Annotated in this window: 21 protein-coding genes; 6 read left to right on the forward strand and 15 right to left on the reverse strand. The window is 67.3% G+C overall.

What is annotated here, in order from left to right; genetic code table 11:
• Positions 1-328 precede the first annotated feature (328 nt).
• Positions 329-2,884, forward strand: coding sequence for a glycosyltransferase (locus BLP38_RS08405; RefSeq protein ID WP_231916602.1), 2,556 nt, complete (start codon positions 329-331; stop codon positions 2,882-2,884).
• Positions 2,885-2,902: 18 nt separating this feature from the next.
• On the opposite strand, the gene BLP38_RS08410 is transcribed toward BLP38_RS08405, so the two are convergent.
• Entirely contained in the window at positions 2,903-3,826 is a 924-nt protein-coding gene (locus tag BLP38_RS08410; protein WP_091355894.1) for a lysylphosphatidylglycerol synthase transmembrane domain-containing protein, read from the reverse strand.
• Entirely contained in the window at positions 3,823-4,701 is an 879-nt protein-coding gene (locus BLP38_RS08415) for an NAD-dependent epimerase/dehydratase family protein (protein WP_091355897.1), read from the reverse strand. Before BLP38_RS08415 ends, BLP38_RS08410 begins: the two co-directional genes overlap by 4 nt.
• 27 nt (positions 4,702-4,728) lie before the next feature.
• On the opposite strand from BLP38_RS08415, the gene BLP38_RS08420 reads away from it, so the two are divergent.
• Complete coding sequence (locus tag BLP38_RS08420; RefSeq protein ID WP_091355901.1) at positions 4,729-5,901, forward strand: glycosyltransferase; 1,173 nt, start codon at positions 4,729-4,731, stop codon at positions 5,899-5,901.
• 10 nt (positions 5,902-5,911) lie between these two features.
• Here the strand turns inward: BLP38_RS08420 and BLP38_RS08425 are convergent, their stop codons facing one another.
• From BLP38_RS08425 to BLP38_RS08440, 4 genes are all read right to left on the reverse strand, one after another.
• Complete coding sequence (locus BLP38_RS08425; RefSeq protein WP_091355905.1) at positions 5,912-6,664, reverse strand: ABC transporter ATP-binding protein; 753 nt, start codon at positions 6,662-6,664, stop codon at positions 5,912-5,914.
• Between the two features lies 1 nt (position 6,665).
• Positions 6,666-7,445, reverse strand: coding sequence for an ABC transporter permease (locus BLP38_RS08430; RefSeq protein ID WP_091355908.1), 780 nt, complete (start codon positions 7,443-7,445; stop codon positions 6,666-6,668).
• A gap of 50 nt (positions 7,446-7,495) precedes the next feature.
• Positions 7,496-8,641, reverse strand: a complete 1,146-nt coding sequence (glf, locus tag BLP38_RS08435; RefSeq protein ID WP_091355912.1) for a UDP-galactopyranose mutase — start codon at positions 8,639-8,641, stop codon at positions 7,496-7,498.
• A gap of 103 nt (positions 8,642-8,744) precedes the next feature.
• Positions 8,745-9,875: a glycosyltransferase family 2 protein gene (locus BLP38_RS08440; protein WP_091355915.1), complete on the reverse strand. Its 1,131-nt coding sequence runs from the start codon at positions 9,873-9,875 to the stop codon at positions 8,745-8,747.
• Between the two features lie 209 nt (positions 9,876-10,084).
• Here BLP38_RS08440 and BLP38_RS08445 point away from each other — a divergent pair, with 209 nt between their 5' ends.
• Positions 10,085-11,917, forward strand: a complete 1,833-nt coding sequence (locus BLP38_RS08445) for a hypothetical protein (protein WP_091355920.1) — start codon at positions 10,085-10,087, stop codon at positions 11,915-11,917.
• 76 nt (positions 11,918-11,993) lie between these two features.
• Positions 11,994-12,932 carry a glycosyltransferase family 2 protein gene (locus BLP38_RS08450; protein WP_091355923.1) on the forward strand — a complete coding sequence of 313 codons (939 nt, stop codon included), beginning with the start codon at positions 11,994-11,996 and terminating at the stop codon, positions 12,930-12,932.
• A 36-nt stretch (positions 12,933-12,968) separates the two neighbouring features.
• Here the strand turns inward: BLP38_RS08450 and BLP38_RS08455 are convergent, their stop codons facing one another.
• The 9 genes from BLP38_RS08455 to BLP38_RS08495 form a co-directional block, all read right to left on the reverse strand.
• The gene (locus BLP38_RS08455; protein ID WP_091355926.1) at positions 12,969-13,721 is read right to left on the reverse strand and encodes an ABC transporter ATP-binding protein; all 753 of its coding nucleotides are present in this window, start codon (positions 13,719-13,721) and stop codon (positions 12,969-12,971) included.
• Positions 13,721-14,584 carry an ABC transporter permease gene (locus BLP38_RS08460; RefSeq protein ID WP_091355930.1) on the reverse strand — a complete coding sequence of 288 codons (864 nt, stop codon included), beginning with the start codon at positions 14,582-14,584 and terminating at the stop codon, positions 13,721-13,723. Before BLP38_RS08460 ends, BLP38_RS08455 begins: the two co-directional genes overlap by 1 nt.
• Positions 14,585-14,716: 132 nt before the next feature.
• Positions 14,717-16,618: an SH3 domain-containing protein gene (locus BLP38_RS08465; protein ID WP_091355933.1), complete on the reverse strand. Its 1,902-nt coding sequence runs from the start codon at positions 16,616-16,618 to the stop codon at positions 14,717-14,719.
• A 92-nt stretch (positions 16,619-16,710) separates the two neighbouring features.
• Complete coding sequence (locus BLP38_RS08470) at positions 16,711-17,820, reverse strand: glycosyltransferase (protein ID WP_091355936.1); 1,110 nt, start codon at positions 17,818-17,820, stop codon at positions 16,711-16,713.
• A 34-nt stretch (positions 17,821-17,854) separates the two neighbouring features.
• Positions 17,855-19,315: an LCP family protein gene (locus BLP38_RS08475; RefSeq protein ID WP_091355939.1), complete on the reverse strand. Its 1,461-nt coding sequence runs from the start codon at positions 19,313-19,315 to the stop codon at positions 17,855-17,857.
• A 25-nt stretch (positions 19,316-19,340) separates the two neighbouring features.
• Positions 19,341-19,808: a 5-(carboxyamino)imidazole ribonucleotide mutase gene (gene purE, locus BLP38_RS08480; protein ID WP_091355943.1), complete on the reverse strand. Its 468-nt coding sequence runs from the start codon at positions 19,806-19,808 to the stop codon at positions 19,341-19,343.
• A gap of 97 nt (positions 19,809-19,905) precedes the next feature.
• The gene (locus BLP38_RS08485; protein ID WP_091355949.1) at positions 19,906-21,033 is read right to left on the reverse strand and encodes a 5-(carboxyamino)imidazole ribonucleotide synthase; all 1,128 of its coding nucleotides are present in this window, start codon (positions 21,031-21,033) and stop codon (positions 19,906-19,908) included.
• Between the two features lie 54 nt (positions 21,034-21,087).
• Positions 21,088-21,642: a PH domain-containing protein gene (locus BLP38_RS08490; protein ID WP_091355954.1), complete on the reverse strand. Its 555-nt coding sequence runs from the start codon at positions 21,640-21,642 to the stop codon at positions 21,088-21,090.
• 81 nt (positions 21,643-21,723) lie between these two features.
• A complete protein-coding gene (locus tag BLP38_RS08495; RefSeq protein ID WP_091355959.1) occupies positions 21,724-22,506 on the reverse strand; it encodes a biotin--[acetyl-CoA-carboxylase] ligase in 783 nt (260 codons plus the stop codon).
• Positions 22,507-22,644: 138 nt separating this feature from the next.
• Between BLP38_RS08495 and BLP38_RS08500 the strand changes: the two genes are divergently transcribed.
• Both BLP38_RS08500 and BLP38_RS08505 read left to right on the forward strand, forming a co-directional pair.
• A complete protein-coding gene (locus tag BLP38_RS08500) occupies positions 22,645-24,234 on the forward strand; it encodes an acyl-CoA carboxylase subunit beta (protein WP_425312251.1) in 1,590 nt (529 codons plus the stop codon).
• Positions 24,231-24,458: an acyl-CoA carboxylase epsilon subunit gene (locus BLP38_RS08505; protein WP_091355967.1), complete on the forward strand. Its 228-nt coding sequence runs from the start codon at positions 24,231-24,233 to the stop codon at positions 24,456-24,458. The genes BLP38_RS08500 and BLP38_RS08505 overlap by 4 nt, the downstream gene beginning before the upstream one ends.
• Position 24,459 lies beyond the last annotated feature (1 nt).

Below are 24,459 nucleotides of genomic sequence, written 5' to 3' on the forward strand. Positions count from 1 at the left end.
GCGTCGGCGACACGGCGGCGGCGATCGCTCGCCTGCCTATGACTATCTGTGGACGCGTTCTTGGAACACGCCAGTGAGTCCCCTCTGGGATGTGGTCGAGTACGCACGGCGTCATCCCGAGTCCATGGATCATCCGTCAGGACCAGTCGGCCATGTGTGGGAGCGCTGGACCCACGATCCTGACCTTCGCGTTCCGGGCATCGAGAGCGAGGACGTGAGGGTCTCGGATGTCGTCAGCCACCAGCGTCGCTCTCTGGCGGAGTGGGGCGCCGCGGATGCACTGCGACTGCAGCGTCGTCTGCGGCGACACTTCAGCGGACAGCCGTCTATGGGAGCGTGGCCGACGAACGTCGTGCGCCCGACAGTGAGCATCGTCCTGGCGACATGGAATCGTGCCGGCCAGCTTCGCACCTCGGTCGATTCGGTGCTCGCCCAATCGTGGGCATCGTGGGAACTGATCATCGTCGACGACGGATCCTGGGATGACACTCCGGTCTTGGCCGACCTCCTGACGAAGCGGGACCCCAGGATCACCTATCTTGCTCGCGACCATCAGGGAGTCAGCGCTGCTCGGAACGCCGGCATCGCCGCTGCCAACGGGGAGTTCATCACCTTCCTGGACAGCGACAACGAATGGGAACCGCAGTTCCTCGAGAACATGATGGTCGGAATGCGGCAGAAGAATGCAGTTGCCGCGTTCGCCACCATCGAGATCGACAGGGACGGGCAGCGGTTCTATCGCGAGGCGCCGGCCTCGGCGGACGCGCTGGAACTCGGGAATGTCGTCGACCTCAACACGCTGGTGACTCGGGCAGAAGCGGTCCGAGCCATCGGCGGATTCGATACGAGCCTGGCGAGAGCCGTGGACTACGACGTCGTGCTCAGGTTGGCGGAACAGCATGAGATCCACCACATTCCTGTCCTCGGCGCCATCTACCGTGAGCGCGAGGACGATCCTGATCGGATCTCCGTGGCGCAGCCGCTCGGTTGGAACACGCTGGTTCGACAGCGAAGCGTGATCGATCTAGAGTCCGTCAGCGAAGAAGACCTGTCTCCCGGCGTGATGCTCGTCATCGTTTTGACCGATCACGATCCCCTCCTGGAGGAGAAGCTCGCCGAGCTGACCGCTCTCGCATCGCGTTGCGACGCCAGTATCCGGCTCGCCATGATCGCCCCCACTCCGTCGGAGTGGTCGCTCGCGAAAGCGCTCGAAGAGCGTCTCCCCACGGTGCGCGCGCGGTTGTTCCCGCAGAGGGAGCCCTTCAGCTACGTCGTGGCGCGCATGCTCGCGGACGTCGACCGTGAGGGTTTCGTCGTGATCGAACCAGCGGTTCGTTTCGATGCGGGAACGCTGACAACGCTCCTGGAGAGCTCGACCAGCCTGGGACACCGTGTCGTCGCACCGCTCCGCGTTCACGACGATGGAACAGTCGTGTCGGCCGGATCGACGTTCGCGAAGCGCGCGACCGCCCCGATGGAGTTCCTCAGCCGCCACCCAATCGAGGATGCAGAGCGCCTCGGTGCGGAAATCACGGTGCCTGCCGTCAGTGGCCGGACGTTCGCGATAGGAACCCGCCATCTGCTCGACATCGGCGGGCTGAACCCGCTGCTGTACAACGAATACGATCTCCCCGCGATGTGCGTAGCTCTTCGCGAGCAGGATGCACGATTCGAATTCGTGACCCTGACTGACGTCAGGATGCGAGTGATCGACTTGGCGAGCGATTTCGAGGCCATCGACCCCGTGGGGAGCCTCCAGGCGATTCGGACGGTGACGGCGACGATCACCCCGACCGACCTGGCGGAGCTCTACTCGCGCGTCGGCCTTGAAGTGAGTCATCTCCTCGGCGTCTCCGCCCCGGAAGACGCGAGCGGCACGTCGCTGCGAAAACGTCTTCACCCGGTCGTCGTTCGCGCACGCCGTAACGTCGTCGTCGAGGGTAAGGAGTTCCCGCGGCTCCGCTGGGCTCTGCGAATCGCCGCGCCGGCGTTCCCTGTCGGCGGCACGTGGGGAGACACGCACTTCGCACGGTCACTCGCCAAGGGCCTCGAGAGCCTCGGACAGGAAGTCGTCATCGATCATCACAACGTGGATGCGCGACCGACGTCATACCTCGACGACGTCACTCTCGTCATTCGCGGGCTCGATCATGTGGAGCCCGTCACGGGCGGGGTCTCGATGCTGTGGGTCATCAGCCACCCCGAGCAGGTGACGCGAAAAGAAGCGGCTGTGTTCGACCGCGTTTTCGCGGCCTCCATCAGCTGGTCGGAGCAGGTGAGCGTTCGGTGGGGTGTCCCCGTCACCCCCCTCCTCCAATGCACGGATCCAGCGGTCTTCCACCCGAACGACACACCCCGGCGCTCAGACGTGGTGTTCGTAGGGAAGAGTCGTGGAGTGGCACGCCCCGCGGTCGTCTATCCCGTCCGCGCCGGAATCCCGCTTCGCGTGTTCGGAGGGGAATGGGAGGGCATACTCCCGGACGGCTATGTCGAGGCGGAGTATGTCGACAACGCGAGCCTGGGCGAGCTCTACGGACGCGCGGGCGCAGTGCTCAATGACCACTGGAACGACATGCGCCATCAGGGGTTCATTTCCAACCGCGTTTTCGACGTCGTGGCAGCTGGCGGTCGCGTCCTCAGCGATCGGGTCGAGGGCTTGGCGGACGTCTTCGGTGACGCGGTGGTCACCTACGAGACTCCGATGGACCTCGTCGATCTCCTCCGGAGCGACCTCGATGGGGTGTTCCCCGCTGAATCCGAGCTGCGACAGCATGCCCAACGCATCGCACGCGATCATTCGTTCCGCGCGCGGGCGAGAGTTCTGCTCGAAGCAGCCGTTGAACAGCTTGCCGGGAGCACCGCAGCGCAAGAAAACCGGATCTGAGCTTACCCGGGAGGGAGCTCAGCGATCCGACTGGGGCTCATCGCCGCGTGGCAGTGGTTGCTTCCTGGTGGTCAGCGACAGGCCGAGCGCGAGGCCGGCCGCGTCGGCCAGCGTCATGAGGATGCGGCTCACGAGCGCAAGGCTCAGGGCCGCACTGGCTCCGACGAGACTGGACAGTGCGAGAACGAGGGCCGCTTCGCGCGCCCCCAGGCCTCCGGGAGCGATGATGACCAGGAACCCGACGAGCCACGCGAAGGCGAACGCCCCTGCCGCGAGGGGGTAGCCGACACCCGGGGCCAGCTGCACGAGCAACAGCCACGCCTGAAGTCCGAGCAGCAGCCACATCACGAGTGACCACGCCGCCGACGCGACGAGTGCGCGGGGCGCGATGGCTACGGGCTCCTCGTTGCGACGGGTCACTCGGAAGGCGAGACGGACGATCCGGCGCAGAACGGCAGGAACAAGGCATGCCAGGAGGAGGAGGGCCACGACGATCGCCCACCAGTTGCGGAGCAGCGCTGTCGGGTCCGAGAGCACGAGCCCGAGTACGCCGACCACGCCCGACATGACGACACCGACGAGCATGGCGACGATGGATGCGGTGAGCGATCGCGGACGTGAGATCCCGTGGTCTCGCGCGAATTCCGCCTGAGCGAGAACCGGCCACACCGCACCCGGAACGTATTTGCCGACCTGAGAGATCATGAACACGCGCGTCGAGTCGCGCAGCGGGACCTCGAGACCGACGGAGCGCATGATGGCCCGCCATGACAGTCCGTTCGCGAACAGTCCGACGATGCAGCAGAGAGCGGCGAGCGCCACGACGCCTAGATCGAGATCCTGCAATGCGTCGATGAAGCTGTCCCACGAGGCGACGACCGCGACGACGAGAAGAACCAACGCCACGGCGACGAACGCCCAGCGGATGATCGCCCGCTTCATTCGGCGAGCCAGTTCCACATGAGGCGAACGCCGTCTTCGAGAGGGGTGCGAGCCTCCCAGCCGATGGTCCGCGCCGCTTCCGAGACGTTCAGCCACGTCGAGGGGACGTCGACACCGCGCGCGGGCAGGTGCTCGACGTCGAACGGGTGGCTGTCGCCGACGACCGACCGCAGGACGCTCAGCAGCTCATCGAGGCTGGTCGGCACTCCGGAGCCGACGTTCAGAAGCGCCGGGGCGGCGTCGGTGCCGGCCACCGCCGTCACGGCTCGAGCGACGTCGTCGACGTAGACGTAGTCCCGGGCCACGTCCCCAGAACCGAGGAGTTTGATCGACTCCCCCTGCAGGATCGCGCGCATCCAGAATGCCAGGACACCCTGGCCTCGCGCGCCCTTCTGGCCGGGTCCATAGGCGTTCGCCACCCGCAGGACAGTGTGGCTCAGCCCGGAAGCGCGGAGCACGTCCTCTTGCGCGAGCTTGTACCGTCCGTACGCGGACGACGGGCCTACTGGGGAGGTCTCGGAGTGCGGAGCCGGGTCCTGGATGTCGTAGGCGGTGCCCCCCGAGCCGAGGAGCACGACGTGCTGATCGGGCGACGCGGCGGAGACGGCATCGAGGACACTGCGGAAGTCGTCGAGCTCGTCCTCGACGAGATCGGGGCGTTCGTGAGCCAGCAACGGGCTGAGCGATCCGGCCGCCCACACCAGGTGGCCACTGGACGCTGCATCGGTAGCGAGGATGCCGTCGCTCACGAGCGGGCGAGAGCGTCCGAATTCGGCGATACTCCGACCCTCGGAACGTGCGATCCGGGCGACCGCCGAGCCCAGAAATCCTGCGGACCCGACAACCGAGATGTCATACACTTTGATTTTGGCCACCGCCCCTTACGTCGGGATTTCCATCCTATGCCCAAGCCCCGTGTGCTCGTTCTGACATCGACGTTCCCCGCGCGGGCGGGCGACGGCACTCCGGCGTTCGTCGCTGACCTCGCCCTCGGCCTCGGCTCCGACCACGACGTGCGGATCCTCGCACCCGCGGTGCCGGGCGGAGCCCCGCGCGAGCGCCTCTCCGACTCGGTCGACGTGTTCCGCTACCGCTTCTTCCCGCGACGCTGGGAGGACCTGGCCGACGGTGCGATCCTCGAGAACGTGCGATCGAGGCGTTCCCGCCTCGTGCAGGTCCCGTTCTTCCTCCTCGGTCAGGCGATCGCCGTCAGGCGCGAAGTCCGGCGGTTCCGTCCGGACGTCGTCCACGCCCACTGGATCATCCCCCAAGGCGTGGTTGCGCGAGCGGTCGGCGGGCGCGTCCCGATGATCGTGACGACGCTCGGCGGCGACCTCTACGCGCTCGGCGCCAAGCCCTTGCGGGCAGCGAAGTCCTGGGTCCTGCGGAACGCTCGCGCGGTGACCGTGATGAACCAGGACATGCGCGACAAGGCGATCGAGCTCGGCAGCACACCCGAGACCACTCACGTCATGCCGATGGGCGCCCACCTGCAGGACGATCTCAGCGACGTCGAAACCGTCAGCGGCAGCGGGGCGCTCCGCGTCCTCGCGGTCGGGCGCCTCGTCGAGAAGAAGGGCTTCGACGTCCTGCTCCGCGCTCTCCGGCGCTCGGACCTCGCCTATGAGTTGGTCATCGTCGGTGACGGTCCCGAGATGGACTCTCTGCGCCGCGCGGCGGACGGGCTCCCCGTCACCTTCGCCGGACAGCTCGGCCGGGACTCCCTCATGGAGCGGTACGCCGCGGCCGACGTCGTCGCGTTCCCCTCCCGGCGGGCGGCGTCCGGCGACCAGGACGGTCTCCCGGTCGCTCTTCTCGAGGCGATGGGCTCGGGCCGCGCCGTCGTCGTGTCGGATCTCCCCGGCCTCAACGAGGCCGTGCAGGACGAGGCATCCGGTCTCGTCGTCCCTGCGGAGGACGAACGCGCCCTCGCCGACGCCCTGGCCCGGCTGGACGGCGACGCCGCGCTCCGCCGACGCCTCGGGGACGCGGCGCGTGACCGCGCACACGAGTACTCGATCCCCGCCACCGTCGAGAAGTACCGCGCTCTGCTCTCCACCGTCCTCGGCCGCTGAGGCCGGCCGATCAGGGAATCGGGTTGTCGGCGTTGTACTGAGAGATGATCTCGTCGATCGGCCCGTCAGCCACCAGTTGGTGATCCCGGATGTAGAGCCCCCGGCGGCAGAAGCGACGCAGGTCCTTCTCGTTGTGGCTCACGAAGAAGAGGGTCCGGCCCTCCGCGAGGAGTTCGTCGATCCGCTGGTAGCACTTCGCGCGGAAGGCTCGGTCGCCGACCGCCAGCACTTCGTCGACGAGGAGGATCGGCTCATCGAGCTGCGACACCACGGAGAACGCCAGGCGCACCTTCATCCCGTTCGACAGGTGCTTGTACGGCGCATCCTGGAACTGCTCCAGTTCTGCGAAGGCGATGATCTCGTCGTACCGGGCCGCCACCTCGGCCGCCGACATCCCGTGCAGTCCCGCGGTCAGGCGGACGTTCTCGCGCACCGTGAGGTCGCCGACGAATCCGCCCGTCAGTTCGATGAGGGGGGCCACCCCGGCGTGGACGCGGACGCTGCCCTCGTCGGGGAGGAGGACACCCGCGACGAGCTTGAGCAGGGTCGACTTCCCCTGCCCGTTCTTGCCGACGACGCCGATCGACTCACCGGCATCCACTCGGAAACTCACATCGCGCAGGGCCCAGAACTCCCCCGGGCGCGACCGGCGAGACGCATCCGCGAACATGTCCTTGATACTGCGCCGGCCCCTGCGGTTGCGCCGGAAACGCACCCCGAGGTCGTCGACCTCGATGGCGACGGCCACTGCCTCGTCGGTCATCTCAGAGTTCCTTCAGGAGAGGGCGTTCCAGTCGGCGGAACGAGAATGCGCCGACGACGAGGAGAGCGACAGTGATGAGGACCGAGATGAGCACCGCGTACGGGTCCCACTGGTCGGGGAAGAACCCGGTCCGGTACAGCACGAACACGCCCGCGAGCGGGTTGAACGCGCCGACCGTGGCGAAGGCGCCCGGTAGGTCGTCCAGGGCGTAGATGATCGGAGACGCGTAGAACAGCGCGCGCAGGATCAGGCGCGTGGTCCTCTCGAGATCCGTGAAGAGGACGCACAGCGGCGCGATGAGGAGGCCGATACCGACCAGGAGCGCCGTCTGCAGGAGTATGCCGACGGGAAAGAGAAGGATGCCCCATCCCACCGTGGCGCCGGAGAACACGGCGAACGCGGCGAGCACCGGCGTAGCGAGGAGGAACTCGATGCCCTTGCTCAGGACGATCCGGTTCACCCAGATCGACCGCGGGATGGACGTCGACCTGACGAGCCGCGCATCCTTCGTGAACGCGCGGGTGAAATCGGTGACGGTCGAGTTGAACCACACCCACGGCAGGAGGGCCGACAGGAGGAAGACGATGTACGGCGTCGCGCCGACGGTCCGGTCGAACACCTGGGTGAAGACGAACCAGTAGATCAGGCTCATCACCAACGGGTCGAGGATCGACCACAGGTAACCGAGCCAGCTCGTCGCGTAACGGACTCGGAGGTCGCGCGCCGACAGCAACCACAGCGAGTGGACGTACCGTCGACGCGCTGATCCCGAGCCGCTCATCCGGCTGAGCACAGGAGTAACAGAGACTCAGGTCGCACGACGAGGCGCGCTCAGTCCGTGCCGTTGAAATCGTTCCGCCACATCGAGAGCGCGGATCCGATGGCCATGTGCATGTCGAGGTACTGGTACGTGCCCAGTCGGCCGCCGAAGTGGACGTCCTTCTCACCCTTCGCGAGCTCCCGGTACGCCAGAAGGCCGGCACGGTCATCCTGCGTGTTGACGGGGTAGTACGGCTCGTCCGCCCGCGTCGCGAAGCGCGAGTACTCGCGCATGATCACCGTGCGGTCGGTCGGGTAGACGTCGCTGCGCTCCGGGTGGAAGTGCTTGAACTCGTGGATGCGGGTGTACGGGACGTCAGCGTCCGGGTAGTTCATGACCGGTGTGCCCTGGAAGTCGCCGACCTCGAGGACTTCCTCTTCGAAGTCGAGCGTTCGCCACGCGAGCTCGCCTTCCGTGAAGTCGAAGTAGCGGTCCACCGGGCCGGTGTAGACGATCGGAAGCTGGCCGACGGTCGCCGCCTTGTTGAAGGGCTGCGACGCGTCGAAGAAGTCCGTCTCGAGGAGAACCTCGATGTTGCGGTGGTCGGCCATCCGCTCGAGCCACGCGGTGTAGCCGTCGGTCGGAAGGCCCTCCCACGTGTCGTTGAAGTAGCGGTTGTCGTAGTTGTAACGCACGGGGAGGCGGCTGACGATGTCGCCCGAGAGCTTGCTCGCCGAGGTCTGCCACTGCTTCGCGGTGTAGTCGCGGAAGAACGCCTCGAACAGCGGACGTCCGACCAGCGCGATGCCCTTCTCCTCGAAGTTTCGCGCCGATTTCACGTCGAACTCGCCCGCCTGCTCGCGGATCAGCTCGCGTGCCTCGTCGGGCGTGTAGGACGCGGCGAAGAACTGATTGATCGTGTGGAGGTTGACCGGAAGCGCGTACACCTGACCGGCGTGGGTCGAGTAGACGCGGTGCACGTAGTTGGTGAAGCTCGTGAATCGGTTGACGTACTCCCATACCTGGGCGTTCGACGTGTGGAAGAGGTGCGCACCGTAACGGTGCACCTCGATCCCCGTCGTCTTCTCATTCTCGCTGTACGCGTTACCGCCGATGTGGGAGCGACGGTCGATGATGGTGACCTTGCGTCCTGCCTCCGCTGCACGCTCGGCAATCGTGAGACCGAACAACCCTGAGCCGACGACGAGCAGATCCATGTTCCGATACCTTCATTTCTCGAGCCGGAGGCTCACAGTCGCTTCCCGCGCCATCGACGGCGCGCAGTCACAGGCGACCCATACTAACCGTGCGGTGCGGCAATCACCGGACGCGCGTGGCCTCGGCAGGGTCGTCGTCGACGACGCCGACCGACTCCTCATGCGCGATCCGCGCCCCCGCGATCGGTACACCGCCCGTGACGGGTGCGACGCCCGCCGCGTGCGGGGCGAGCGGGACGGACGGGTGGCGGGAGATGTCCGCATCGCTGACGTCGTTCGGATCGAGCAGACGCTCCGGCGAGTACTGGACGAGTTTGATGCGCTCGAGGGCATCCTCCATCAGGGTCCGGTTCGTCCGGAGCATGTCGGAGATGACCAGCAGCGCGACGCTCAGCAGCGCACCCACGAGCATCGCGGAACCGAAGATGAGCGACTGGATGTGCTCACCGGCGAGCCCCAACCAGGTGAGGATCAGGAACCGACCGAACGGCACCAGCGCCCCGATGGCGAAGACCACGGCGAGGGTCAGGAACACCGCGTGCGGCTTGAACATGATGTAGCTGCGCATGATCGCCTGACCGGAGCGGGCCATGTGCTGGAAAATGTTCTTGAACAGACGCGATTCCCGCGTCTTGGGGTTGGTCTTGATCGGCACGCTCGCGATGCGAAGTCGCTTGTTGCCCGCCTGGATGATCGTCTCCATGCAGTAACTGAACTGCGTCACGACGTTCAGTCGGATGAGCGATTCGCGCGAGTACGCACGGAAGCCGCTCGCGGCATCCGGCAGGTCCGTCTCGGCCGCGAAGTTGACGACGGAGCTGCCGACGCCCTGCATCACCTTCTTGAAACCGGAGAAGTGCTCGATCGTCTTGGTCTGGCGGTCGCCGATCGCGATGTCGGCCTCGCCGCGCAGAAGCGGCTGAACCAGATCTGCGATGCGCTCCTGGGGGTACTGATTGTCGCCGTCCGTGTTGACGACGATGTCGGCGCCGTGCTGGAGGGCGTAGTCGACGCCGTCTCGGAACGACCGGGCAAGGCCCATATTGCGCGTGTGGAACACGAAGTGCTCGACCCCGAGCGAACGGGCGACCTCCACCGTGCGGTCACTCGACCCGTCGTCGACGACGAGGATGTGGATCTCGTCGATTCCGGGGATCTCCTTGGGGATGCCGGCGAGGACGAGAGGGAGAGTCTGCTCCTCATTGAGGCAGGGGATCTGCACGAACAGGCGCATCGGTTTGGTTCCTTCGTAGTCACGGCCTCGCACCTCACCGGAGCGTCCCCCGATCGTGCGACCCCGTCAGTCTACCGGCGGGACCTCCATCGCCTCCGTGGGCGCACGAGAGCGCTTCCAGGTCCGGTCCCGACTCCGCGGCTAACATGGCTCCGGGACAACGCCCCCGAAGAGAAGAGATACGTTTCGTGGCCCTAGAGACCATCGCCATGCCCGCCGCGTTCACCCGCCGGGGCGAGGCGGGACGCTCCCCCGCCGCACATCCGCTCTTCTGGCGGATTGCCGCGCTCGTGATCGTGGCGGTGTGCATAGCCTTGCACTGGCAGGTGGCACGCAGCGCCATCGCTCCCCGCACGCCCTGGGACGAGAATCATGTCCTGCAGATGGCTCGGTGGATCTCCGGAGACCACAACGTCACCCCGATGACCGGTGCCGGCTACTACCCGGGCTGGTCGTTCATCATGGCCCCCATCTGGTGGTTCACGCACGATGCCGGGGCCGTCTACTTCATCGCGATCGTCCTGGGGAACGCGATCGCAGTGGCCACCATCATCCCGCTCGCCCTGACCGCGAAGCGGCTGGGCGTCACCTTCTGGCAGGGTGTCGCGATCGGCGGACTGGCCATGTGCCTGCCCGGTCGCGTCGTGAACGCCGATTACGTCCTCTCCGAGAAGCCGCTGGTCTTCTTCATGGCGTGGATGCTGCTTGCAGCGGTGGCTCTCTGGCAACAGCCGACGTGGGGTCGGATGACGCTGTTCTCCCTCTCGGTCACCGCTACCTTCTTCGTGCACGCCCGTGCCCTCACCTTCGTTGTGGTGGCGGCGGTGTGGCTCGTCCTCTTCTTCCGGCGGAACATCGGTCAAGCCCTGTGGGGCCTCGTCCTCCTCGGAGCGGGTTTCGTCGCGGTCAGGCAGATTGCCGCGTGGATTCATGAGGCCGTCCTCCTCAACAAGTTCAGCCAGGGCGACAACCTCGTTTCCGGGCTCCTCTCCGCGACGCCGGGCGACATCGTCCGCGTCACCGCCACTCAGATCTGGGCGCAGTTCGTCGGGACGGCCGGCCTCTTCGGCGTCGGTCTGCTGATCATCGTCATCTGGGCCTGGCGGGAAGTGCGCGCGCTCCACGTCGGGATCGGTGGCTTCCTCGTCGGCCTGACCCTCATCACCGTCCTCATCAGCGTCGCGTCGTGGGCGGACTCCCCGTTCCTCCGTCCGGTGCCCGGCGTCCGGTTCGACGCCAGCATCTACACGCGCTATCTGGATCCGATCGCGACCCTGATCGTGGTGGTGGCCCTCGTAGCGCTGCTCCGGGCGCTGAGTCGGCCGGTCATCGGCGCCGCGCTCGGAGTGACCTTTGCCACGTGTGCCGTCGTCGTCTTCTGGGTGGCACCGAACGTACCGACCTGGGGCAACCTGGACGGGCCCGCCAACGCCGCCGCCATCCTCACCTGGGATCGTTTCTTCCCCACCGGCCAGCCGTTCCCGCTTCCGCTGGTCCCGTCGTTCACCAACCAGAACCGGTTCTGGCTGTACGCCTCGATCTTCGTCGTCTTGAGCGTCGCCTCCTTCCTCCTTCTGCGCACACGACCTCGGACACTCGTGGTCCTCGGAACCATCGTCATCGCGGGGATGTCCGTCGCGGCCGACCCGTCGCAGTCACGGGATTACCCGGCCAGGGTCACGGCAGCGGTCCAAGACGCCGAACGGGTCCTTCCGGGTGACGACCTGCTCCAGGTCGATTTCGACCGAAGCTGTCGCGACTCCTCCCTCGCCGTCCACCAGATGACGAACTGGTTGCCCTATTGGCTCTCGCCGCGCGTCGTCCACCTCGTCCAGATCGCAAAGGGAGACAAGCCGGATACTCCGTTCGTCGTCTCCTGCGACCGTTGGCCTGAGGCGGATTCCCTCGGGGCGCTCGCCTACGACGGTGGTGTCGACTACATCTATCGCCTCTGGGTGCTCCCCGGGCCGGTGCAGGATGAGCTCAAGGCCAAGGGGCGTCTCCTCACCCCCGCTGAACTGGATGCCATCCACGGCGAGTGAGCCGTGACCCCCGCCACCTGCGTGGACGCCCTGTCGCGATGAGAGTGCGTCTTCCTCACGAGAAGGAGATGTCGCAATGACCGACGCCCGAGTCGACGACCCCGATGTGTCGATCATCGTCCGCACGAAAGACCGCCCGGATTACTTGCGGCGCGCTCTGGCGGACATCGCGGCCCAGACTTTGGCCTCGTGGGAGTGCATCATCGTCAACGACGGCGGTGACCCCGAAACTGTTGCGGGCCTGGTCGCAGCGCGAGACGATGCCTTCCGCGCCCGGACGACGGTGATCGACTCGCCCGAACCCCGCGGCCGCTGGCGCAGCGCCAACGCCGGTGTGCTCGCCGCGCGCGCCGCACTCCTCGTCCTCCACGACGACGACGACACGTGGGACGCCGACTTCCTCCAGCGGGCGACCGACTACCTGGACGCTCATCCCACTCGCGCAGGAGTCGTCTCCCGGATCGAGATCGTGTGGGAGACCAGGGACGGCGATCGGTTCTCGGAAGAACGCCGAGAGGTGTTCCAGGAGCATCTGACGGCGCCGTCGCTCTCCGACACACTCCTGTTCAACCGCTTCGTGCCGATCGGGTTCGTCTACCGCCGGAGGCTGCACGAGGAGCACGGGCTCTACGACGACTCGCTCCCCGTCGTCGGCGACTGGGCCTTCAACCTCAAGGTGCTCACGCACGAGGAGCTGGAGTACCTTCCGGGCGCACCTGCCGTGCAGTGGCGTCAGCGAACGGGAAGCTCGGGCGCCGACGGCAACAGCGTGATCGACTCAGGCGACCTGCACCGCGCTGTGGACGCACGTATTCGCGACGCCGCGCTCCGCGAGTACGTCCAGGCGAACGGGACCGGACTGGTGCTCTACCTGACAAAGTTCATCGACCAGCGTTTCGTCGACGTGGAGAACGGCGTCCGCGGCCATCTTGCAGAGGTCGAGACCCGCCTGCGTGACGACCTCGGCCCCCGCGGGCTCCTCCGGGCAGTAAAGCGTCGGATCCGGCGGCGCTGACGCGACGAGGAAATCGGACAACGTGTCGGCCCCCGGTCAACCTCGAAGGATGGCCACCGCCTCAGCGATCGGACCGTCGAACACCTTCTTGCCTTTGGCGATGACGATGCCTCGCTCGCAGAGCTGCTGCACCATGTTCTGATCGTGGCTGACGACGAGCATGGTGATCCCGCGCGCAGTGAGCTCCTTGATCTTCTCTGCGCACTTCGCGCGGAACGGAGCATCCCCGACAGACAACACCTCGTCAACGAGCAGGATGTCGACGTCGACGTGGATGGCGACAGAGAAGGCGAGGCGCATGAACATACCGGACGAATAATGCTTCACCTCTTGATCGATGAACTCACCGATCTCGGAGAATGCAACGATGTCGTCGAAGCGTGCATCGATCTCCGTGCGGGACATCCCGAGGATTGCAGCATTCAGATAGACGTTTTCCCGGCCAGTGAGGTCGGGGTGGAAACCAGCCCCGACTTCGATCAATCCTGCGACGCGGCCCCGGGTGAACACCCTTCCTACGTCAGGTTCCAGAACGCCTGACACGAGTTTGAGGGTTGTCGACTTGCCCGATCCGTTGAGCCCGAGGACGGCTACCGACTCACCCTCGCCGACCTGCATGCTGATGTCGTCGAGGGCCGTGAACGTGTCCGCGCGCACCTTCTTGCCCTTGACCCAGCCGACGAAAGCTTCCTTGAACGAATGTGAATTGCGGCGGAGGAACCGTTTGGAGACGTGGTCGACGATGATGGACGGCCGCTGAGCCGTCTCTTGGGCAATAGGTGCGGTCATCAGAGATCCTGGGCGAACGAGCGCTCGAAGCGACGGAAGGTGAGTTGACCCGCGATCAGCACGACGAGCGAGGCGATGAGCGAGGCGAGAACGTACACGGGAAAGTGGGGGGGCAGACCGTGCCCGTTGTCGACCGTGGCGTCCCAGAATCCGACGTGGAAGAGCTCGACGGCGACGGTGAGCGGGTTCGACATGAAGATGTGGAAGAGCGACGACGGCATAGCCGTCTGAACGTAGACCCAGGTGTAGAGCACCGGCGACGTCCACGTCGAGAACGTGCGGATGATCTCCACGAAGTTGTGGGCGTCACGGAAACGCACATTCACGCCGGCGAACAAGAGCCCCAGGCCGAACGACCACACCACAACCAAGAGGATGCCGAGGAGCCCGGCGCCGATCGCGAGCAGGCTCGGTGTCCAGCCGACGATGAGACAGATCAGCACGAGGACGGCAGCCTGCGGCAAGAAGTGGATCATCGCGCCGATCGTCGCCGCAAGCGGGAAGAGTTCGCGCGGCAAATAGATCTTCCGCACCAGCGATCCGTTGGCGACGATGGAGTCAGTGGCGTTGGTGAAGGCCTCGTTGAAAAGGTTCACCATCACGACACCGGAGAAGAGGTAGATCGCGAAGTTGGGCACGTTCTGGTGGAGCCCCAGGATGATGCCCATCACGAAGTAGTAGACAGCGAACTGCGCCGCCGGCTTGACATAAGACCATGTCCAGCCGAGGACGGAATTCCGGTACCGCGTCGCCGTCCCCTTCTGAATCAGGAGGGAAAGGAGATAGCGCCATCGGATGACGTCGAGGATGCCACGACCCCGCCCGGGCACGTCGTAATCGCTGAGATCTATTGCGTTGCTCACTGCAGTCGTTCGGTCGTCTGTCGCGCTCTGGGACCAGGCCGCGAGGCCGCTCAGGCCGTAGGAAAGACTACACGGGGGCCGTCGGCGCAACGCTGAAGGCTCGCTCAGCGTCGCGGCGCGAGGCGTCGTCCGTCAACGCAGGTACTCGCCGCTGACCCACCCGATCGAGCTACCGGCAGTCACTTGGCTCCACGTACCCTGCACCTCGAGCACGCTGACCCGAGTGTCCTTCGGGAGGGTTGTGATCAAGCGACCGGACGTTGATGGCTCCGCGCGCAGATTGAGAGCCGCCGTGGTCGTTTTCGTCGTCACCACAGCAGGCTTCACCAGCGACGACGCCGGAACCCACCCCGCAGAAGACCCCTCCGTCACCGCACGCCACGACCCCGACGAATCCACCACCGTGACCTTCGTCCCCGACGCCAACGTCCGCACAGCCGCCCCACCATCAGCCATCACCGAACGCAACACCACAGAACCCGACGTCTGCATCACACTCGTCACCGGAAGCGACGGCTTCGACGACGCCAACATCCGCGACTCAACCCACCCCGACGACGACCCCGCCTGCACCTGAGACCACGAACCCTCCACCTGAAGGACCGTCACCTCATCACCCGTCGCCAAAGTGCGAACCAAACCACTCCCACCCGCCGACGACCGCACATGCAACGGACCCCGCGAGAACGCCTTCACTGCCACGGACTGGACGTTCAGGTAGTCGCTGTGCGCCCAGTAGTCGGCGCCTCCGACCCGCAGGCGCCACCAGACCCCGTAGATCGCGGTGCGCTCGAACATCTGCCCCTTGGTGAGGGAACGACGATCCGTCTCGCAACTCGTGGACGGTGCCTTACGAGCGTTGAGCGAGTCGGCCGTCACGACCACGGTGCCCGTCGCCTTCTCGACACTCGATTCCGCGGGAACGGCGCACGCACCGGCCGCGGGCGTTCCGGACGTCACCTTGACTGACGTCTTCGGCAGCCAGAGACGGTTCGATCCGCTGACCACGCGGACCCAGGATCCGTAGGTGCCGGTAACCGTGAACGTGGCGCCCTTGGCGACGTTCTGAGCACCCGTCGCGCAGGTCGCGACCGGCGCGCGCCGGGCGGTCGAGGCCACGGTGAGGGTCGCGGTCCCCGAACCGGCGGCGATGTCGGCGTCGACCGGGACCGTGCAGGCGTCGACCCGGGCGGCGGCACCGGAGTCATGCGGCGAGACCTCGGGCGCGAACCATTGCACGTAGTAGTTGTAGAAGTTTCGGTTGCCGTAGCTCGAGCAGCCGTCTCCCTGCGCGTACCCGGCCGCCAGGGCCGCGATGTTGGGACGGTACGGCGTGTAGATGTAGAGGTTCGCGGTCGCCTGGTTCTTGATGAAGACCTTCGACGTCCCGCACGCGCTGTCGGGGTGCCACTTGACGGTGTTGACCTGCCCGGCTCGGTAGCCGTACCGCGTGGGGTTCTTCGCGTAGACCTGCTGCTGGCGCGCCCCGAGGTAGACCTGGTTGATGAAGCCGGCGGATGCCGCGCTGCACGGCGCGGTGTCGGGGCAGTTCATGCCCATCGAGGCGCGGTAGCTCCAGTCGGTCGGCTTGGTCGACGTGACGAGGCCCTGCTCCTTCTGGAGCATGACCAGGATGACCTTCGGGCTGATCCCGCAGGCCTTGCCGACGGCGACGATGATCTCGGACGCGCGTGCACCCTTCTTGGCCGCGATCGCGTCGCAGTACGCGTCCTTCGCCTTGGCGGGGAGGTCGGCTTTGAATCCACGCAGGCAGTTCGGCCCCGTGGTGGCTTTGCAGGAGGGGACCCTCGCCTCGAGGAACGACTGCGCCTGCGCAGCCGTCATCGCTCCTCCGTTGAAGAACTCGCGGTCGCTGATGATGTATCCGCCGTCGGTGATGGAGGACGGGAGCTCGGCCGCACGCGCGTCGGACGTGGGCGCGACGGCCATCAGAACACCCAGCGAGAGCACCGCCACGAGCAGCATCGCCATGCGCCGAAGCGAGCGTTCGGGCACGGCAGATGTGAGACTCATGTGAACAGTGTTACTGAAGTTGAACCCTGATACCAGTCGAGCCTGGATACGAGGACTCCGACACGCCGATCACGACGCGTTCACAGACGACGTCACAACTCGGCGTGAAGCTGCCAGACCCGTTCCGCGGCGCCGAGCCAGCTGAACGCACGGCCCCGATCGGCGGCGAGGACGGCCAGGCGTTCGACGGTCGAGGTCGACGACAGCGCGCCGGCGAGCTCGTCCCCGAGCGAGCCAGGATCCCCCGCCGCGAAGGTGGCGCCGTCGAGGAGCAACTCGCGGTGCGTCGCGCTGTCGGCGGCGACGATCGGCACGCCGAGGCGCAGCGCGTCCAACGTCCGCCACGGGAACGCGCTCGAGTCAGCCGCCGCCAGGAACGCGACGGCGCCAGCCATGACCGCGGCACGGTCGGGCGCATCCAGCGAGCCACGGACGTGCAGACGCCGCTCGGGAAGGCCCGCTGCCGCGGCCAGTTCCGCCACCTCCGGCTCCTGCCCCTCCGGTGCGTCGATCACGACGACGGCCGTGTCGCGCCCCGACCGGACGATGGCTTCGAATCCGGTGCGGAGACGGTCCGATGGCGCGGTCGATCCGGAGAGGAGGACGTACCCATCGGGGAGCGTGAGATCGCGACGCCGACCGACCTCGTCGCTCGGCACCCTCAGGTCCGCAGACGGGGCGCCGGAGATGACCCGCAGACGATCCCCCAGCGGCGCGAGCTCCGCAACTCGACGCGCGAGCTCGTGCGTAGGCACGACGACGGCGTCGGCGTGGCGGACAGCTCGGCGGAGCATCGCGCGGGACCAGGCTGCATCCGTTCGGGACAACTCGTCGGGACTCTCCCACGGCTTCAGATCCCACAGGGTGACGACGGTCTGGTCGTGATCGTGGACGCGGTCGTGGCGCACCAGGGGTGCCGCGAGCGTCGGAGAGTGGATGAGACCGTCACCCGCACCCGCGCGGAGGCCTCGACGCCACAGGGCGGATGCCGCCGCCGACCCGACGGGCAGGCGGTCGACACCGGCCACGGCCTGCGACACCTGCGGAACGTCCCCGCCGTCGCTCGGCACGATGGCCCGCACCTCGCACCCGCTCGGAGCTGTCGCCACCAGACCGGCGGCGAGTTCGCGCGCCGCGACAGCGAGGTCGGGGCCGATGCCGGGGGCGGACGGATCGAACACGACACGGAGCGTCGTCGTCATCGGTGCTCTCCCTCGGGCATCACGGTGCGGGGTGTCATGGCGCCGTGGACGGCGTCGGGGTCGGCGGGTGCAGCAGGTCGTGCACCATGCCCCGGATCCTCTCCCAATCGGCAGAGGTGGGGTTCTCGGGGTCGATGTTCACGCCCTTCGGCGTCAACTCCAGATCCTGGATCTCCTGCCCCTTGGCGTCTGCGGCGAGGTCGACGAGGTAGGGCAGGAGGGAGTCCGGGATGTCGGTCTGCACGAGGTTCTTGCCCGCCGCGACGATCCCGCTGAACCGGCTGAGGACCGTCGACGGGGTCGCCTGGTCGAGGATCGCAGTCTGCAGCTCGCGCTGACGCCGCATCCGGTCCCAGTCACTGGTGGTGTAGCGGGACCGCGCATACCACTGCGCGGTGTCGCCGTCCATGTGCTGCGTGCCCTTCTCGATCCAGCCCGTCGCCCAGTCCTCCGCGGGCTGGTTGTGATAGCTCGGGCCGCCGCCCTCGGGAAGACGCTCCCGGACCGTGATGGTGACTCCGCCGAGCGCGTCGACGAGATCCGCGAAACCGTGCATGTCGATGAAGACGTGGTACGGGATGTCGATGCCGAGTATCCCCTCGGCGGCGTCCCTGGTCGCTTCGACGGCCGGGGTGGAGTTCTGCTTCCGGGCGTCCGGGTAGAGACTGTCGCCCTTGTCGGTCCGGCACGCCTCGACGGCGTTCGTGAGCTGGTTGATTCCCGACGTCCATCCGCAGGTCGGCGAGTTCTGCCCCTCGAAGCCCTCCGGGTAGAGGTCGCGCATAGGGCCCTCGGAGAACGGAACGTGGCGCAGATCGCGCGGGATGCCGAAGATCGTGACGGCACCCGAGTCCGCGTTGACGGAGACGACGGAAATGCTGTCGAATCTCATCGAGTCCCGCCCCTCGCCGCTGTCGGCCCCGAGGAGGAGGAAGTTGTAGTAACCGTCGGACGGGGGAACGCTCGGTCCGTCGGCGAAGATCCCCAGCCCCGACTGGAGCGGAGCGATGACGGACTGCGCCGTGTACACGGACGCGGAGGCGGGGACGAGGGCCAGCACGAGGGCGACGACGACCACTCCCGCGCGCGTGCGACCGGGCACGCGACGGAGGCGCACGAGTCGAAGCGTGTCGATCGTCAGGACGACCCACAGGAGCGCGTACGCCCAGAGCAGCACCTGCGCGGCGGTGAGCGTCCAGTCCGACGCGATGATCGACGTCAGCATCGAGCGCCACATGAGCCCGAGGAGGACAGCAGCCGCGAGCACGATCCACATGGCGATCGTCGCGATGAGCCCGACGCGACCGAGTCTGCGATTGCCGGCCAGGGTCTGCGCGGAGCCAGGGAGGAGGAAGTTGGATGCCACGAGCCACCACGCGCGCCGCGACATGACACGCGTCGAGGTGACGTCGGGGTGGCGAAGCGGTTGCTCTTCGACGAGGGCGCGACCCCGGGGCGCGGACGTCGGGACGCGCGACGGGCTGAGGACGCTCATCGCATGCCTCCCAGGCCGGGGCGGGTCACAGGGAGTCCTTGAGACGCCGGTTCTTCTCCTCGACCTGCACCTCGAGGTCCGCGGCGTATGCGGCGACCGCATCCGCGACGGCAGGCTCGGACGAGCCGAGCAGACGGACCGCGAGGAGCCCGGCGTTCTTCGCGCCGTTGATCGATACCGTCGCCACAGGGATACCGGCCGGCATCTGCACGATGCTCAGGAGCGAGTCGAGGCCGTCGAGGGTGGCGAGCTGCACCGGGACTCCGATGACCGGGAGCGTCGTGACCGATGCGAGCATGCCGGGGAGGTGCGCCGCCCCGCCTGCTCCGGCGATGATCGCCCGCAGCCCGCGGTCGCGTGCCTCGCGCCCGTAACGCAGCAGTTTGTCCGGCGTGCGGTGGGCCGAGACGACCTCGACCTCGTGGGCGATGCCGAAGTCGGTCAGCACCTGCGAGGCGTCCGACATGATGCGCCAGTCCGAATCGGACCCCATCACGACGCCGATCAGGGGGGCGGAGGACGAGTGGAGGGGGCGGTTCACTCGACCAAGGCTAGGTGCGGGAGCTTGGAGAACCCCGGAACGGCACGGATCAATCGAGGAAGAACGCCGCCGCCGCCCGCGCCTCGTAGACGATCTCGTCCAGGTCGTCCCCGGCCACGTTGATGTGGCCCACCTTGCGGCCGGGACGCGGGTCCTTGCCGTACGTGTGCACCTTCGCCGAGGGGTGGGCGGCGAGCGCGGCGGGCAGGCGGTCGCCGAGCGAGCCCTGCGACGGACCGCCGAGGATGTTGACCATGACGGCGTGGGGTGCGCGCAGCGCCGTGGCGCCGAGAGGAAGGTCGAGCACCGCACGCAGGTGCTGCTCGAATTGGCTCGTGATCGCGCCGTCCTGGGTCCAGTGGCCGCTGTTGTGCGGACGCATGGCCAGCTCATTGACGAGGAGCCGCTCGTCGTCCGTCTGGAAGAGCTCGACGGCCAGCATCCCGGTCACACCGAGGCCGGTGGCGATGGCCTCTCCGATCTCTGCGGCGACGTCGGCGAGACGGCCCGCGGACCTCGGCGCCGGCGCTATCGCCTCGGCGCACACCCCGCCTTCCTGCACGGTCTCGACGACCGGGTACACGACGAGCTCCCCGGAGGGGCGCCGGGCGACCTGCTGGGCGAGCTCACGGGTGAAGGGCACGAGTTCCTCGGCGAGGAGGGCGGCGCCCTCCTCGAGACCGTCCATCCACTCGGTGACATCGGCAGCGCGCGAGACGACGCGAACCCCCTTCCCGTCGTACCCGCCGCGCGGAGTCTTGACGACAGCGCGGCCGCCGTGGTCGGCGATGAATGCGTCGAGGGATGCGGCATCCGTCACGGCAGCCCAGTCCGGCTGGGGCAGACCCAACTCGGCGAGTTTCGTCCGCATGTCGATCTTGTCCTGCGCGAACGCGAGGGCGTCGGGGCCCGGATGCACGGCGACGCCGGCGGCGACGAGGCCCCGGAGGACGTCCTGCGGCACATGCTCGTGATCGAACGTGATGACGTCGACGTCCTTCGCGAATGCGAGGACCGTGTCGAGGTCGCGGTAGTCGCCCACGGCCGTGGCGGCGAGTCCCGCCGACATCGCGGGTTGCTCCGCCAGCACCCGGACATCGATGCCGATCTCCACGGCGGGCGCGATCATCATCCGCGCGAGCTGTCCGCCTCCGACGATTCCGACCTGCAGTGCCATGCTGCTCCTCCCGTCCAGACCATCCTCGCGCATCCGCGTGGGCGCGTGCGGCGCTCAGCCGTCGGAATCGATGACCGGGATGCTGTGGGAGTCGCGGTGCGCGAGGATCTGACTGACCTCGACCTGGTCCGACAGGGTCTCGTGGACGAGCCGGACGGAGGGGATGTCGATCAGGCGCACCGGCTCATCGACCCCGTTGGCGAGGGTGAGGGTGCCGCTCCCCCACATCCGCTGAACCGGACCCCGGCGCTCCGAGATCGTGTAGCCCCGCGCGTGCGGGATGTCGGTGCGACGTCTGTTGATCAGCCCCGCCCGTTCGATGACGCGACGCGTCGTCACGGTGTACGTGTGCGAGAGCCAGCGGAGGTAGGGAATGACGACGAGGAGGATGAAGACCAGGGCCACTGCCGCCCAGAGCATCCACTCCTCGAACGGATCGGGCAGGTTGCCGGCGAAGTATCCGGCCGCTCCCGCCGTCGCGACGAGGATGAGCGCGGGGAAGAACATCCGACGCGCGTGGCGGCGCAGGCGCGCGACCACGAGTTCCGGTGAGGCCGTCCCGGGCGCGGGCGTGCGCGGACGTCCGGGATACGCGGTCGGCTGGCTCACAGAACCATCATGACGCGACGCGCCGACAGTCTCCCGCCGACGCGCCCGGGTCGTGGGGAGTGACCGCGTCCCTCGACACTGTCACCGCACGTGGACGACATCACCCGCGGAGACGACATGGGTGACTCCGGCGGCCTCGACCATGAGGCGACCCTCGTCATCGATGCCCCGCGCGGACCCGATGAGCGTCGCACCGTCGGGGAGCGAGACGGAGACCTCCGCACCGATGGTCGTGCACGCGTTGCGGACCGCCTTCGTCGCGAGGCCCGCCGCAGTCCCGCCCACGGCGAGGTCGGAGATCCCGTCGCGAAGTCTCGTCAGGTAGTCCGCGAGGAGGCGGTCCTCGTCGGCGGTGCGGGAGAGTGCGGCGAAGGACGTGGCTGTCGGCACGGGGAGCTCCGCGGCGGTCATGCGGGTGTTGACGCCCGCGCCCACGACGACGGCATGCGGGTCGCCCGGCATGACCTCGGCGAGGATGCCGCAGATCTTCAGCCCGCCCACGAGGACGTCGTTCGGCCACTTCAGACCAACCTCGCGACCCTCCAACTGCGCTCCGACGGCGTTCGCCATGGCCGCCCCTGCCACGAGCGGGATCCACCCGCGGTCCGAGGTCGGGACCGCCTCGACGCGAAGAAGCACCGAGATCGCGAGCGCGGAGTCGGGCGGAGTGACCCAGGTCCGATCGAGTCGACCGCGGCCCGCGCGCTGGTCGCGGGTCACGACGACGGACAGGTGCGGATGCCCGTCCGGGTCATCGAACGCGTCCTTCAGGAGCTTCTTGTTCGTCGAGTCGACGCTCTGTGCGATGTGGAGGCGGGGGCTGACCTCGGCCGCGCGGGGGTAACCGTTCTCGGGGATCGACATGCCGCCACCATAAGCGGAGAGGCGGCCCCGCTCTCGCGGGTTGACAGGTGTTCCCCTGAGGGATGCCACAGCGGATCCGCCGTGCCGTTGTCGCCCCTATCCAACGCTGCCGCGGATGCGCTCGCTAGGGTGGAACGCGTGACCGATCAGCCCGACCTGTTCACGACCGCCGGCAAGATCGCCGACCTGCGTGCACGCTACGAAGAAGCCGTCGTCTCCGCCGAGGAGACCGCCCGCACCAAGCAGGGCGCGAAAGGGAAGCTGACCGCCCGTCAGCGGATCGAGATGCTCGTCGATCCCGGCTCGTTCGTCGAGCTCGACGAGTACGTCCGACACCGCACCACGGCGTTCGGCATGGATCGCTCCCGGCCCTACGGCGACTCCGTCGTCACCGGCACGGGGACCATCCACGGCCGCACCGTCGCCGTCTACTCGCAGGACTTCACGACCTTCGGCGGATCGCTCGGCGAGGTGGCCGGCGAGAAGATCATCAAGGTCATGGAGCTGGCGCTGCGCAGCGGCATCCCGATCATCGGCATCCTCGACTCCGGCGGTGCCCGCATCCAGGAAGGCGTCGTCGCGCTCGGCAAGTACGGCGAGATCTTCCGCCTGAACACCGCGGCCTCGGGCGTCATCCCCCAGATCTCCCTCATCATGGGGCCTGCCGCCGGCGGCGCCGTCTACTCGCCCGCGCTCACCGACTTCGTCATCATGGTCGACAAGACCAGCCAGATGTTCGTCACGGGCCCCGATGTGATCAAGACCGTCACCGGCGAGGACGTCGGCATGGAGGAGCTCGGCGGCGCTCACACGCACAACACCCGTTCCGGTGTCGCGCACTATCTCGCCGAGGACGAAGACGACGCGATCGATTACGCGCGCACCCTCATCGGATTCCTTCCCGACAACAACATGTCGGACGCCCCGGGCTACGAGTCGGGATTCGAGTTCGAGACGACCGACTCCGACCGCGCGCTGAACACCGTCATCCCGGACTCGCCGAACCAGCCCTACGACATCCACGAGGTCATCTCGCACATCGTCGATGCCGGCGAGTTCCTTGAGGTCCAGCCGCTGTTCGCGCCGAACATCGTGATCGGGTTCGGACGCATCGAGGGACGTACGGTCGGCATCATCGCGAACCAGCCGTCGCAGATGGCCGGCACGCTGAACATCGACGCCGGCGAGAAGGCCAGCCGCTTCGTGCGCTTCTGCGACGCGTTCTCGATCCCGATCCTCACCCTCGTCGACGTCCCCGGCTACCTGCCGGGCACGGACCAGGAGTGGACCGGTGTCATCCGTCGCGGCGCGAAACTGCTGTACGCGTACGCGGAGGCGACCGTTCCCCTCGTCACGGTGATCCTGCGCAAGGCCTACGGCGGCGCGTACATCGTCATGGGCTCCAAGCAACTCGGCGCCGACATCAACCTCGCGTGGCCCACTGCCGAGATCGCCGTCATGGGTGGACAGGGCGCGGTGAACATCCTGTACCGCGGCGAGATCAAGCGCGCCGAGGAGGCCGGCGAGGACGTCGCCGCCGTCCGGACGCGGCTGGCCAACGAGTACACCTACAACGTGGCTTCCCCCTTCCTCGCCGCCGAACGCGGCGAGCTCGACGGGATCATCGAGCCGGCGCAGACCCGCGTCGCCGTTGCGAAGGCGCTGCGCGCCCTCCGCGGCAAGCGTGCGAGCCAGCCCGCCAAGAAGCACGGGAACATCCCGCTGTGAGTCTGCCCGACGACACCGCGACCGCCGCACCGCTGCAGGTGCGACGCGGCGACGCGAGCCCCGAAGAGCTGGCTGCCGTGGTCGCCGTCGTCAGCGAGGCCCTCGTCCGTGAGGAGCAGACCGCCGTCGCGGATGATCCGGCCGTCTCGGCGTGGCGGGCCTCCGGTCGCGGCATCCACCGTGGCATCCGGCGCGACGTACCGTGGGGACGCTGGGCGGGCTGAG

The organism is Microbacterium sp. LKL04, from assembly GCF_900102005.1.
Lineage (GTDB): Bacteria > Actinomycetota > Actinomycetes > Actinomycetales > Microbacteriaceae > Microbacterium.